The sequence below is a fragment of the Rhizobium bangladeshense genome, assembly GCF_017357245.1.
GTDB lineage: Bacteria > Pseudomonadota > Alphaproteobacteria > Rhizobiales > Rhizobiaceae > Rhizobium > Rhizobium bangladeshense.
In genome coordinates this window covers 2,314,248-2,327,419 of record NZ_CP071612.1, presented here as the reverse complement: position 1 = coordinate 2,327,419, position 13,172 = coordinate 2,314,248, and the positions used below count along the sequence as shown (strand labels likewise).

The following is a 13,172-nucleotide window of genomic DNA, read 5'->3' as shown; positions in this document are numbered from 1 at the left end:
CGTTCAGACCTTGGCGCTGCCGGCGATCAGCATGAAAGCGGGGATATCGTCGCCGAAACCGACCGGAGTCGGGCCGTCGTCGTGATCGCGATGACGGCGGCGGTCGCGGCTGTCGTCATTTGCCGGATAAGGCCGATTGTTGCGCGCATTGTTTTGCGGCTTCTGCTCTGCTTTGCGCTCATTCTTCACGACTTCGGCCTTTGCTGGTGCTGCTGCGATCACTTGGACGTCATTATCCTGTATGTCGTTATCAGATTTATGACTCGCAGCACTGTGCTTGCCGCGTCCGCGCCCGCGATCCTTGTCGCCACGTTCGCGTCCGTTACGGCGCGGGCGGTCGCTGTCCTTGCCTTCTTCCACAGGCGGCAGCGAGTTCAGGTCGCCGTTCAGCCATTCGACATTTTCGCCGATCAGCTTCTCGATTGCGTCGACGAACTTCGTGTCGCGCTTGGTGACGAGCGTGAAGGCGGCCCCGGAGCGGCCGGCGCGGCCGGTACGGCCGATGCGGTGGACATAGTCCTCGGAGTGGATCGGCACGTCGAAATTGAAGACGTGGCTGACATCGGGAATGTCGAGACCGCGGGCGGCAACGTCGGAGGCGACCAGCAGCTGGAGGTTGCCGTCACGGAAGTTCTGCAGCATCGTCGTGCGGGAGCGCTGGTCCATGTCGCCATGGAGCGCACCGACGGAGAAGCCGTGGCGTTCGAGCGAACGGAAGAGATCGGCGACATCCTTCTTGCGGTTGCAGAAGATAATCGCGTTCTTGAGTTCGGTCTGGGCGCGGACGAGTTCACGCAGAACCGCACGCTTTTCGTAATCCTTGCTGTGCGAGGCGACGAAGCGCTGCGTCACGGTCTTTGCGGCCGAAGCGGGCTTTGCCACCTCGATACGCTCGGGGTTCTGCAGGAACCGGTCGGCGAGCTTCTGAATTTCCGGCGGCATGGTTGCCGAGAAGAACAGCGTCTGGCGGGTGAAGGGGATGAGCTTGGCGATGCGCTCGATGTCGGGAATGAAGCCCATGTCGAGCATGCGGTCGGCCTCGTCGATGACCAGAATTTCGACGCCGCTCATCAGGAGCTTGCCGCGTTCAAAATGGTCGAGCAGGCGGCCGGGTGTGCAGATCAGCACGTCGGCGCCACGCTCGAGCTTGCGATCCTGGTCCTCGAAGGAAACGCCGCCGATCAGCAGGGCGACGTTGAGGCGATGGTTCTTGCCGTACTTCTCGAAATTCTCGGCGACCTGGGCGGCGAGTTCGCGGGTCGGCTCAAGGATCAGCGTGCGGGGCATGCGGGCGCGGGCGCGGCCCTTTTCAAGAAGCGACAGCATCGGCAGAACAAAGGATGCCGTCTTGCCGGTGCCGGTCTGCGCGATGCCGCAGATATCGCGACGCTCGAGCGCAAAGGGAATGGCCCCTGCCTGAATGGGTGTGGGGATCGTATAGCCCGCGTCTGTTACAGCGGATAGCACTTTTTGGCTCAAGCCAAGGTCAGCGAATGTCGTCAAAGGGAAAACTGTTTCCGTTCCGGTTCGGCCGAACTCTGAACGAGTCGGCGGGATTGCATGCCGCAATGCAGCGCGACATAGCTCCGAATGGCCGGCAAGTCAAGAAATAGAGAGGCCGCACCCTGTGCAGAGTGAAGCTTTGGTTACCAGGCGGGTATTACTTGATATAGGTGGCGAGTTTAAGGCCCGCATTCATGAAATATACTGGATCGACCGCATGGCCGTTCTGGCGCACTTCATAATGCAGATGTGTGCCCGTCGAGCGGCCGGTGCTGCCGGCAAGCCCGATAACGTCGCTACGGTCGACCGTGTCACCGGTCTTGACCAGAACCTGCGACATGTGCCCGTAGCGCGTCAAGATGCCATTGCCGTGATCGATCTCGACCATATTGCCGTAACCGCCCGTCCAGCCGGCGGATATCACCTTACCCGGCGCAGTCGGGCGGATCTTTTCGCCCGGCGAAAAGCGGAAGTCGACGCCGGAATGCAGCGCTAGGCGGCCGAGGAAAGGGTCGCGGCGGTTGCCGAAGGGGCTGGTCATCTCCTTGCCAATGGCAGGGCTGCGGAAGGGCAGGGATTCGGCGGTATTGCGCACGGCTTCCAGCCGGGTCAGCGCGTCATCAAGAGCGATCAGCGAATTGTTGAAGTCGTCATTGCTCTCCGGCTCGACGAAGGGGCCGCCAACGGCGCCGTCATCCTCGTCCTGCTTGGCAGCGGCCTCGGGCATGGGGATCTTGAACCGGGTCAGCACGCTCTCGATGGCGTTGGCGGCGTTGCCGGCGTCGCTCGTCAGCTGCTCGACGCGGTTGCGCTGGTCCTGTTCGACATCCTTTAGCGACAGCGTCACCTTGGAAAAGATGCGGTCGGCGCGATCGCCGACCGTCTCGGTGGCCGGCACGTAGGCAAGGGTCGTATTGTCGGGGGTGGCGTCGGCTGGTGCGCCGCTTGCCAACTGTTTCTCGATCGCCTCGATGCCGCTGTGGTCAAGCGAAGCGCGCTTGTCCTTGATGGCAGGGGCATAGGATTGCACAGGCGAAGCCGGCGCGCTGTCCTTATCCGTGAGCCCGGAGCTTTCGGCCCGGTCGAGCAGATTGTCGAGCTTGCCGTGACGTGAGGTGAGCGCCATCTGCTGCTCCATCAGCTTGTCGACCTTGTCTTCCACCACCTGCTGATCGAGAAGCTGGCGGGAGGTGATGCGGTCGACCTGGGCGCGTAGCGCGGCGATGCGGTCCTCATAATCATGCTGCATGCGGGCCTGGCGCGCCATGGTGGCGCCAATCAGGTCGTCGCGCAGCACGAGATAGGAGGTCGCCAGGAGATAGCCGATGGAAAAGACGCCGAGGAAGCAGAAGGCGACGGCGGCCATCCACGGCCGGATCGTCATGTGGCGGACTTTGTCACCGCTTGCCAGGATAAGAATATGTTCCTGCGCCCGCCTGCCGAATACCCGGTGCTGCTGTCCGCTGTTCACGCAGGCTCTCCCGATTGATGCGCTACGCCTCTTTCAGAAAATTAGACACGTTTATGGTTAATGAACGCTTACTTTGCCGTTGTGCTGGTCGCAATTATGCACCAATTCCACGTGCTACAGCATCGTTGCGGAATGATCTCACGCATGGCTGATCGACGCCAGCGAGCGGTAGAAGGACGGCGTCAAACCGGCCTCGGCGCGGGCGAGATCGTTGAAGGGCGGCTTCAGCGGCCCGCGAAAATTGGCACGCACCAGTTCCTGAAAGGCCTTCGCCGGATCGCGCTTCTCCCGCGCACAGAGGAAGCGGAACCATTTGGCGCCGATGGCGACATGCCCTTTCTCGTCATTGTAGATAACGTCGAGCACCGCAGCGCTTTCGCGATCGCCGGTCTCGCGCATTTTCGCCTGCAGCGAGGGAGTGACGTCGAGACCGCGGGCTTCCAGAATGAGCGGCACGACGGCGAGCCTTGCCGTCAGGTCGTTGCGCGTCGAATGGGCCGCCTGCCACAGCCCGTCATGGGCGGGAAGATCGCCGTAATCGGCGCCGAGATCGTTGAGGCGGGCGCGCACCATGCGGAAATGCTTCGCCTCCTCGAAGGCGACCTGCATCCAGCCGTCGAAGAAGGAATTGGGCACTGGCTCGGTTGCGAATCGCGCGACGATATCGAGCGCGAGATCGACGGCGTTGAGCTCGATATGGGCGATGGCATGGAGCAGGGCGATCCGGCCCTTCAGTGTGTGGAGTGAGCGCTTCTCCACCTGGGTCGGCGGTGTCAGCACTGGCTTCTCCGGACGACCGGGCCTCTCCGGCAAGGCCGCGTCGAGTGGTGACCGCAGCGACACCCGGCGGGCAAACCAGCGGGTGGCGCTTTCCTGCGCCAGGGCGGTCTTGCGGTCGAGATCGGCCGAGCGGATGGCGTCGATGGCGCCGCCGCGCAGCGAGGTTATCGAGAGATCGCCATTCACGCGGCAAGATTCCTGACTGCCTCGAGCACGGTCTCGGCATGGCCCTGTACCTTCACCTTCCGCCAGATCGTCGCGATCGTGCCGTCCTGGCGGATGAGGAAAGTGGTGCGCTCCACGCCCATGAAATTGCGGCCGTACATGCTCTTTTCCTTCCAGACGCCATAGGCCTGGAGCGTCGTCTTCTCTTCGTCAGAGGCGAGCGCGACCGAAAGACGGTGCTTCTTGATGAACTTGTCATGGCAGGCTGCCGAATCGGGCGACATGCCGATCACGGCAGCGCCCGCTGCTTCAAACTCCGGCGCCAGAGCAGTGAAGGCCAGCGATTCGGCGGTGCAGCCTGTCGTGTCGTCCTTCGGGTAGAAGAACAGGACCAGCGGCCTGCCGTGAAAATCGGAAAGCGAGACACGTCCGCCGCCATCGCGGGGGAGGTCGAAATCGGGGGCCAGGGCACCGATGCCAGGAACCGCCATTGGGAAAACCTTTCTTTTGCCGGGTTTGTGGATGACACTCTCTGTCCCCGAATTATATAGTGGACGGAAACCCGTCCAGCATGGCCGGGTTCAATTCTTCGATTTAAGGGAGAGCCCGAGGGCGCATGTCAGCCATCCGCGGCGAAAAGGTCACGTTTCGCAAGAAGGATATCGTTGCGCTGGACCGCTTGCCGTCCGCTCAGGCCGAGGATCCGATCATCGTTCATTGTCCGCCGCCGCGTTCGCCGATGCGCCGGACGGCGAAGCTGACGTCAGTTTTTCTCGGACTGATTCTCCTTATCCTTGCCGCCATCGTCTTCACGATCGAAAGCGGCATGTTCGACAAGCCACTGTCTCAGCAGGCACAGGCGGCGCTGAACGGCGTGGCCGGACCGCGCTACCGCGTCGAAGTCGGCTCCACCGTCATCCGTTTCACCTCCGACTTGCGGCTGGCGCTGGAAGCCCGCAACGTCAATATGATCGATCAGAAGAGCGGCCAGCACCTGTCGACGACGGGGTCGGTGCGCCTGGGCCTCGATCCGCTGCAGCTTTTCCGCGGCCGTATCGCCGTAGCGGATATCGAAGCGGAGGATATCGCGCTCGATACCGCGCTTCTACCCTCGGGCAACCCCGTCAAGCTTGACGATCTGCGCATCGACGCCATGCCGGAGGCGATGGAGACGATCTTCGCGCAGCTCGACATGTTCGACAGCATCGTGACGCGCGGCTCGACCAATTCAGTGCGTATCTCCGGCATCGACATCAAGCTCGCCGACAGCGCGAACGGCCCGCTGTCGCTCGTCGTCGACAATCTCGTGTTTGCCCATGCCGGGCCATCCTCGCTGCAATTGCAAGGCGAGGTTGCGCTTAACGGCGAGGTGGCGGAGCTCGACGTGCTGGTCGAGAAAGAAGACGGCCAGGTGTCGAGGATGGCGGCAACGCTCAAGCATGCGAACCTCACGCCGTTTGCGCTGAAACGCAACGATCAGGGCGTGATACGGCAGGGGCTCAGCGCCTTCGCCGATCTGACGGTGTCGGCCACCAGGGAGCGCGACGGGGTGCAGCCGGCTCTTGCCGCAACGGTCGATGTCGATCCCGGCCTGATCTATGCGGACGGCGATCCGCAGGAGTTGTCGGGCGCGCAAATCAACCTTGTTTATGATTTCGCCAAGCAGACGCTAGAGATCGCCCGGTCGAACGCCCGCTTCGGCGCGACCACGCTTCCCCTCAACGGCGCGCTGATCGATCTCGACAAACTCGATCCCAATGCCGGCAAGGGATTCGGCATCGATCTGCTTGTCAGCGGCGGCACCGCCGCTCCAAGCGGCTCCGGCGAACAGCCGCTCTCCTTCGATATCCAGGCGACCGGACGCTATATGGTCGGCGGCCGGGAATTCCTGTTCCCCAACATGACCGTCTCCAGTCCGCTCGGCGCACTTTACGGGGCGCTGCACGTCAAGCTCGGCGACAAATCTCCGGAAATCAGCTTCGCCGGCCAATCCAGCGAGTTGCAGACGACGGCGATCAAGCAGCTCTGGCCGTTCTGGATGGCGCCCAAAGTGCGCACATGGGTGCACGGCAATCTCTTCGGCGGCACCGTCACCGACGCCGCCATATCCGTCTTCATTCCCTTCGGCCGGCTTGACGAGGCAGCCGGCGGCAGAGGGTTGAAGCTTGACGCCAACCAGATCCGCGTCGGCTTCGATATTGCCGGCGCGCGGATGAACGTCGCCGGCGACATTCCGCCGGTTCGCGATACGGCGGCGCATTTTGACCTGACCGGTCCGGTTGCGACGGTTTCGATCAAGAGTGGCACCTCCTATTTCCCCTCCGGCCGGTCAGTCGGTCTCGGGCAGGGCACATTCGTCATACCCTCCGCCTACGACAAACCGCTGATGGCCGATATCGATCTTGCGGTATCGGGCGCGGCGGACGCCATAGGCGAGCTCCTCACTTATAAGCCAATCCGGGTGCTGCAGCGCGCCGGCTTTACGCCCGAGGATTTCAAGGGGCACATCGACGCGAATGTGAAGGCGCATTTCGGACTGCTCTCGTCGCAAAACCCGCCGCCGGCCGAGTGGAAGGCCGCCATGAAGCTCGCCGACGTCGATCTTGCCAAGCCTTTTTCCGGCCGCACGATCAGCAATGTCAGCGGCATGCTGAACGGCGATCCGAAGCAGATCGCGCTTGATGCCAAGGGCGAGATCGACGGCATTCCCGCCGATATCGATCTGACTGAGCCCGTCGAGGCGTCGTCTGGCGTCCAGCGGCAGCGCGTGATCACGGCGACGCTCTCCGATGATCAGCGCAGCAAGGTGATGCCCGGGCTTTCCGATATCGTCAAAGGTAACCTGAAGATGGTTTTGACGCGGATCGACGACGACCGGCAAGACGTTCAGCTCGACCTCACCAGATCAATGCTGGACTTACCCTGGATCGGCTGGTCGAAGGGCAGCGGCATTGCCGCCTCCGCGGAATTCGAGATGTCCGGTCCCCCTGAGGATACAGAGATCAGGAATTTCCGGCTGAAGGGTGATGGCTTCGGCGCCAGCGGTTCGCTCAACGTCGGCAAGACCAGCCTTATCTCAGCGGATTTCGACAGCGTCAGGCTCTCCTCGCTCGACGATTTTTCCTTGTCGGTAAAGCGCAGCAAGGGCAATTTCGACGTCTCCGTTTCCGGCGACAGCGCCGATGCGCGGCCGGTCATCGCGCGATTGAAATCGGGCTCGGATAGCGGCGAGGACGGAGACGGCGACAATGTAGGCGTGTCGGTGCGCGCCAAGCTGAAAAACGTCGTCGGCTTCAACGACGAGAAGGTCGGCAATTTCCAGGCGCAGGTGTCACTGCGCGGCGACAAGCTGCAGGTACTGAATTTTTCTGGCGTCACCGGTAGCGGCGAGGCCGTTGTCAGCCAGATGAAGGACGGCGGCGTCATCAATATCACCAGCGGCGATGCAGGTGCGATATCGCGTTTCGCCGATCTCTATCAGCACATACAAGGGGGCCTGCTCAACCTCTCGATCCGGCTTTCGCCTCAGGGGGGGTGGGACGGCTCGCTCGATGTGCGCCGCTTCTCGATCGTCAACGAGCAGCGCCTGCGTTCGATCGTCTCGACACCTGTCGGCAACGAGCAGCGCAGCCTCAACGAGGCTGTCAAACGCGACATCGACACCTCATCACAACGCTTCCAGCGCGGTTTTGCCCGCATCGTCTCGCGCAATGGCATGATCGGTATCGAGAACGGCGTGCTGCGCGGTGACCAGATCGGAGCGACCTTCCAGGGAGTGGTGCGCGACCGCAGGGGCAATATGGATATGACCGGCACCTTCATGCCGGCCTACGGCCTCAACCGCCTCTTCGCCGAACTGCCGCTGATCGGCGTCATCCTCGGCAATGGCAGCGACCGCGGCCTGATTGGCATCACCTTCAAACTTACCGGCAAGTTCGACCAGCCGAACTTGCAGATCAACCCACTGTCGATCATCGCGCCGGGCGTCTTCCGGCAGATCTTCGAATTCCAGTGAGGCCGGGCGAGATCTAGATCTCCTTTCGCCTGAGGAGATAGTCGAGGCCGCCGACGCGATACCAGCGGTAGCCATAGGCATCGAGCATGACTGTGTGGAGTCCTTTCTCGTCGGCTTCGCTACTTGCGCTGTCGGCAATATCGATCAGCAGTCTCCCGTGTTCACCAACATCAGGATCGAAGGTCACTTCGGCCGGATGCGGATGCAGGTTGTGGAGGATCAGCACCGAATTTCCGCGCCAGTCATAACGCAGCGCCAGCACGCCGTCGTCACCTGTGTCGATTGCTGAGAAATCGCCCCAACCGATCTCGGGAGCCTCCTTGCGCATTCGGATCATCCGCTCGGTCCAGTTCAGAAGCGAATTCGGGTCGCGCCGCTGTACGGCGACATTGATGTGCTCGAAGCCGTAGGGGCCGTCCTTGATGACAGGGGAAATGGGCTTTTTGCTTTTGGTGAAACCGCCTTCCGGTTCGGTCGACCACTGCATGGGCGTGCGCGCGCAGTTGCGCTCCGGCAGGCACAAATCATCCCCCATACCGATTTCATCGCCGTAGCGGATGACCGGCGTTCCGGGCAGAGAAAACAGCAGGCTGTAGGCCATCTCGATCCTGCGACGGTCGCCGCCCAGCATCGGCGCCAGGCGACGGCGAATGCCTCGATCGTAAAGTTGCATGCCCTTCTCGGGTCCGAATGCGGCAAACACTGCGTGGCGCTGCTTATCCGTCAGACGACCGAGATCCAGTTCATCGTGGTTGCGAAGAAACAGCCCCCATTGCGCTGTCGCCGGGCGCGGCTTGGTGGCCTCCATCGCGTTCTTCAGAGGTCGCGTATCGGCCGTTGCGAGAGCATAAAACAGCGTCTGATTGACCTGGAAATTGAACATCATCTGCATGCGGTCGCCATCGTCGCCGAAATATTCGAAATTATCTTTCGGCAGGATATTTGCCTCCGCCAGCACGATCGAGTCACCCAGGCGCCATTGCAGGAATTCGCGAAACTTCCTCAACATGTCGAACTGCTCGACCGGCTTGGTGACGTCGGCGCCCTTGGTCGCGATGATGAAGGGGGCAGCGTCCATGCGGAAGCCAGAGACGCCGAGCTGGATCCAGAAGCCCATGATCTTGAGGATCTCCGCCTGCACCTCGGGATTGGAGGTGTTGAGATCGGGCTGGTGATCGTAGAAGCGGTGGAAATAATAGGCCTTGGCCTTTTCGTCATAGGTCCAGGTCGTTTTCTGGACGCCCGGAAAAACCATGCCTTGATCTGCGTTTGCAGGCTTCTTGTCTGACCAGACGTACCAGTCGCGATAACGTGAATTCGGATCGCTCCTGGCGTCTTCGAACCAGGGATGATCCTTCGACGTGTGATTGATCACCAGATCGATCAAAACCCGGATGCCCCGCTGTTTGGCGCCGTGGGTGAATTCGACGAAATCACCGAGGGAGCCATAGCGGCGGTCGACGTTGTAGTAGTCGGAGACGTCGTAACCGTCGTCGCGACCGGGCGAAGCCTGGAACGGCATGAGCCAGATCGCCGTCACGCCGAGTCCGGAGAGATAATCCAGACGGCGCATCAGGCCCTGGAAATCTCCCACACCGTCGCCGTTCGCATCCATGAAGGTCTCGACGGACAGACAATAGATGACGGCGTTCTTATACCAGAGGTCGTTGATCATGCCGGCGCTCCAAATGCATTTGGTCGCAAATCCCGTCGAGCGGAAAAGGTTCCGGGAAGGCGATATCGTTGCGCGGCCGGTCGGATAATTGCGACCGATTGCGACAGCTCGATCATTGATGTTTTGCTTATTTTAGATAACTCTGATGTAATGTGGCTGCCAGCTGCAACAGCGGTCTGTGCAATGTCGGAGGATGCCATGCAGTGCGCCCGGACGGTCTCATTCCTATCGGCGACCATGATGGCCGTGATAGTTGGCGAGGCTTCGCATTCTGCAGAAAAGGGCGGACGGCTGAAGCCGGTGAAGAGCATCCCCTCTGAGCATGTCCTTTTGGTTCCCCTCGACGCAAAGATGACGCCGCCGGTCTTCTCGATCGGCTGGTGGTCGCGCGTACGACCCGCTTCGGAGGTCGATCCGCCCGGACCGTTGCTTCGAGAGACGAAACAAGACGAAGCGGAATACCGACGGCAGGCCGACTGATCCCGCGCCAAACGAAAAGCCGGCGCGAGGCGCCGGCTTCAAGATCCGTTCAGTTGGAGCCACCTAGGCCGCGCGGCGGATCAGGATGTGCTTCTTCTTGCCGAGCGAGAGCTTGATGACGCCGTCTGCGGTGATTTCGCCGCTGCCGATCAGGCGGCGTTCGTCGCTGACGGCCTCGTCATTGATGCGCACTGCGCCGCCCTGGACGTGGCGACGGGCCTCGCCATTGGAGCCGGCAAGACCGGCGCGCACCATCAGCGAGAGCAGGCCGATGCCGCCGTCGAGTTCGGTGGCCGGGATTTCAACCGAAGGCAGGTTTTCGGCGACGCGGCCTTCCTCGAAGGTGGTGCGGGCCGTTTCGGCGGATGCTTCGGCCGCCTCGCGACCGTGGACGATCGCGGTCGCTTCCGTGGCGAGAATCTTCTTCGCCTCGTTGATTTCGGCGCCGCCGAGGGCCTCGAGTTGGGCGATCTCGGCGAGCGGCAGGCGGGTAAAGATCTTAAGGAAGCGGCCAACATCGGCATCCTCGGTGTTGCGCCAGTACTGCCAGAAATCATAGGGGCTGAAGACGTCCTCGTTCAACCAGACGGCGCCGGAGGCGGTCTTGCCCATCTTGGCGCCCGAGCTCGTGGTCAGAAGCGGCGTCGTCAGTGCGTAAAGCTGCGGCGTCCCCATGCGGTGACCGAGATCGACGCCGTTGATGATATTGCCCCACTGGTCAGAACCGCCCATCTGCAAGCGGCAGCCGTAGCGGCGGCTGAGCTCGACGAAATCGTAGCCCTGCATGATCATGTAGTTGAATTCGAGGAAGGAGAGCGACTGCTCGCGATCGAGGCGCAGCTTGACGCTGTCGAAGGAGAGCATGCGGTTGACCGAGAAATGCCGGCCCACATCGCGCAGGAATTCGACATAGTTGAGCTTCATCAGCCAGTCGGCATTATTGACCATGAAGGCATCGGTCGGACCATCTCCGAAGCGCAGAATGCGCGAGAAGATTTTTTTAATGCCCTCGATATTGGTGGAGATCGCCTCCGGCGTCAGAAGTTTGCGCTGCTCGTCACGGAAGGAGGGGTCGCCGACCATAGAGGTGCCGCCGCCCATCAGCGCGATTGGCCGGTGACCGGTCTCCTGCAGCCAATAGAGCATCGTAGCGGAGATCAAATTGCCGATATGCAGGCTCGTCGCCGTTGCGTCGTAGCCGACATAGGCTGTCACGACCTCCTTCGCGAACAGGTCGTCGAGGCCGCTTTCATCGGAAACCTGATGAATGAAGCCTCGCTCTTTCAGCGTGCGGAGGAAATCGGACTTGAACTCGGACATGGCTTTCGTCTCTTGGTGTCTGCGCTCCGCCCTCGAGGCTTGCGCAACTTCGTTGTTGTTGATCTGTCGCGGCGCGTTTAGCACTGTTTTTACGAAAGTGCATCCGGGAATCGCATGGGAGGCAAGCCTCATGGATGTCGTCAGAACCGCGATCGGACTGATGAGCGGCACGTCGATGGACGGAATCGATGTCGCGCTGATCAGGACCGACGGCCGCGGCTTCATCGAGCGCGGGCCGTTCTTGGGCGTGCCGTATGATGCAGAGTTTCGTGGGCGTCTCAAACGGGCGCTGGAACTGGCGCGGCCGCTCCGCGACCGGAACGAACGGCCGGCGGAACTTCGCGAGATCGAGCTCGAACTGACCTTACGGCATGCAACTGCCGTTATGGCATTTCTCGAGAGTTTCGGGCTCGCTGCCAGTGCCGTCGATGTTCTCGGTTTCCATGGCCAGACCGTGCTTCACCGGCCCGACGAGGGACTGACGATCCAGATCGGCGACGGCCGGGAACTGGCGCGCCGGACCGGCCTGTCGGTGGTTTACGACATGCGTGCCAACGACATGGTGAATGGGGGGCAGGGCGCGCCGCTGGTGCCGGCCTATCACGCTGCCCTTGCGGGAAAATTCCAGCAGGCGGGAGAGGCGGTGTGCTTCGTCAATATAGGCGGCATCTCCAATCTCACCTATATCGGCGCAGACGGCCGGATTGCGGCCTTCGACAGCGGCCCGGGCAATACGCTGATCGACCAATGGGTGGAGATGCAGACCGGCAGAAGCTACGATCCCGGCGGCGAGATCGGCGGACGCGGCAAGGTCGTGCCCGTCTTGGCGGAGCGGTATCTGGACAGTCCGTTCTTCCGCGGCAATGTCCGCCGTTCGCTCGATCGCGGCGATTTCGCACCGCTTCGGCCCGATGAGGCAAGCCTCGAAGACGGCGCCCGGACGCTTGCGCATGTCGCCGCCGCATCGATCGTCAAATCCGCCGGGTTCCTGCCCGAACGTCCCTCGACCTATGTCGTCTGCGGCGGCGGGCGGCTGAACGGCACCTTGATGGCCGAGCTGTCGGCGATGGCCGAGGGATCGAGGGTGTTGAGCGCCGAGGCCGCGGGTTTCGACGGCGATGCGATGGAGGCTGAGGCCTGGGCCTATCTTGCCGTACGCTCGCTGGAAGGACTGCCGCTGACATTTCCCGGCACGACGGGGGTTGCCGCTCCTGTCAGCGGCGGCGTGCTTGCCACGCCATGAAAAGCGAAAAGCTCATATTGAGGTCGCCGAGGCTGCGCTTTGTCATGTGGGACGAAGGCGACGCCGCCCTGTTGCAGCAGTTGCATTCAACGGTAGCGACGACGCAATATCTCGCCGGCAACGCTCCATGGAGTCTCGACAGGGCGGAGGAACGATTGCGCGGTTGGATCGAGGAGCATGCGCGCGACGGCATGACCAAATATAAGCTTCTCGCCGAGGACGGCAGCTTCGTCGGTCGGGCCGGAATTTCGCGATTTGGGAGCGAAGAATTCGAACTCGGCTATTCCCTGCGCGAGGAGGCGTGGGGCAAGGGCCTAGCGACGGAGGCGGCGAGCGCGTTGGCCGGCTGGTTCTTCGCAAGGGAGTTCGCGTCTGGCTTCATCGCCTTCACCCATCCCGGAAACATCGCCTCGCAACGCGTGCTCAGTAAGATCGGCATGCGCGAACGCGCACCGATCTTGGTCGATGGAGTGCCCAACACGACTTTCGAGCTGACTGCCTAAATGCGGTCGAAATGACG

Annotated in this window: 10 protein-coding genes; 4 read left to right on the top strand and 6 right to left on the bottom strand. The window is 61.7% G+C overall.

The features are described 5' to 3' along the window. Positions 1–3: 3 nt before the first annotated feature. From J2J98_RS11360 to J2J98_RS11345, 4 genes are all read right to left on the bottom strand, one after another. Positions 4–1,503, bottom strand: coding sequence for a DEAD/DEAH box helicase (locus J2J98_RS11360; RefSeq protein WP_138395264.1), 1,500 nt, complete (start codon positions 1,501–1,503; stop codon positions 4–6). A gap of 157 nt (positions 1,504–1,660) precedes the next feature. Next, positions 1,661–2,974: a peptidoglycan DD-metalloendopeptidase family protein gene (locus J2J98_RS11355; RefSeq protein ID WP_207601094.1), complete on the bottom strand. Its 1,314-nt coding sequence runs from the start codon at positions 2,972–2,974 to the stop codon at positions 1,661–1,663. Between the two features lie 138 nt (positions 2,975–3,112). Continuing rightward, the gene (locus J2J98_RS11350; RefSeq protein WP_138395262.1) at positions 3,113–3,940 is read right to left on the bottom strand and encodes a ferritin-like domain-containing protein; all 828 of its coding nucleotides are present in this window, start codon (positions 3,938–3,940) and stop codon (positions 3,113–3,115) included. After that, positions 3,937–4,410: a peroxiredoxin gene (locus J2J98_RS11345; protein ID WP_064705081.1), complete on the bottom strand. Its 474-nt coding sequence runs from the start codon at positions 4,408–4,410 to the stop codon at positions 3,937–3,939. The genes J2J98_RS11350 and J2J98_RS11345 overlap by 4 nt, the downstream gene beginning before the upstream one ends. Positions 4,411–4,535: 125 nt before the next feature. Here J2J98_RS11345 and J2J98_RS11340 point away from each other — a divergent pair, with 125 nt between their 5' ends. Further along, positions 4,536–7,934 carry a YhdP family protein gene (locus J2J98_RS11340; protein ID WP_207601093.1) on the top strand — a complete coding sequence of 1,133 codons (3,399 nt, stop codon included), beginning with the start codon at positions 4,536–4,538 and terminating at the stop codon, positions 7,932–7,934. Positions 7,935–7,947: 13 nt separating this feature from the next. Here the strand turns inward: J2J98_RS11340 and J2J98_RS11335 are convergent, their stop codons facing one another. Further along, entirely contained in the window at positions 7,948–9,609 is a 1,662-nt protein-coding gene (locus J2J98_RS11335) for an alpha-amylase family protein (RefSeq protein WP_207601092.1), read from the bottom strand. Positions 9,610–9,792: 183 nt separating this feature from the next. Between J2J98_RS11335 and J2J98_RS11330 the strand changes: the two genes are divergently transcribed. Continuing rightward, positions 9,793–10,089, top strand: a complete 297-nt coding sequence (locus J2J98_RS11330) for a hypothetical protein (protein WP_207601091.1) — start codon at positions 9,793–9,795, stop codon at positions 10,087–10,089. 63 nt (positions 10,090–10,152) lie between these two features. Here J2J98_RS11330 and tyrS read toward each other — a convergent pair whose 3' ends face one another. Then, on the bottom strand, positions 10,153–11,409 hold the full coding sequence (gene tyrS, locus J2J98_RS11325) for a tyrosine--tRNA ligase (RefSeq protein ID WP_138395258.1): 1,257 nt from the start codon (positions 11,407–11,409) through the stop codon (positions 10,153–10,155). A gap of 130 nt (positions 11,410–11,539) precedes the next feature. Here tyrS and J2J98_RS11320 point away from each other — a divergent pair, with 130 nt between their 5' ends. Next, positions 11,540–12,652 carry an anhydro-N-acetylmuramic acid kinase gene (locus J2J98_RS11320; protein ID WP_207601090.1) on the top strand — a complete coding sequence of 371 codons (1,113 nt, stop codon included), beginning with the start codon at positions 11,540–11,542 and terminating at the stop codon, positions 12,650–12,652. Beyond that, complete coding sequence (locus J2J98_RS11315; protein ID WP_207601089.1) at positions 12,649–13,155, top strand: GNAT family N-acetyltransferase; 507 nt, start codon at positions 12,649–12,651, stop codon at positions 13,153–13,155. Before J2J98_RS11320 ends, J2J98_RS11315 begins: the two co-directional genes overlap by 4 nt. Positions 13,156–13,172 lie beyond the last annotated feature (17 nt).

Coding starts and splice junctions, on each gene's coding strand:
- J2J98_RS11345 (WP_064705081.1), bottom strand. CDS start 4,410: ATGGCGGTTCCTGGCATCGGTGCCCTGGCCCCCGATTTCGACCTCCCC.
- J2J98_RS11340 (WP_207601093.1), top strand. CDS start 4,536: ATGTCAGCCATCCGCGGCGAAAAGGTCACGTTTCGCAAGAAGGATATC.
- J2J98_RS11335 (WP_207601092.1), bottom strand. CDS start 9,609: ATGATCAACGACCTCTGGTATAAGAACGCCGTCATCTATTGTCTGTCC.
- J2J98_RS11330 (WP_207601091.1), top strand. CDS start 9,793: ATGTCGGAGGATGCCATGCAGTGCGCCCGGACGGTCTCATTCCTATCG.
- tyrS (WP_138395258.1), bottom strand. CDS start 11,409: ATGTCCGAGTTCAAGTCCGATTTCCTCCGCACGCTGAAAGAGCGAGGC.
- J2J98_RS11320 (WP_207601090.1), top strand. CDS start 11,540: ATGGATGTCGTCAGAACCGCGATCGGACTGATGAGCGGCACGTCGATG.
- J2J98_RS11315 (WP_207601089.1), top strand. CDS start 12,649: ATGAAAAGCGAAAAGCTCATATTGAGGTCGCCGAGGCTGCGCTTTGTC.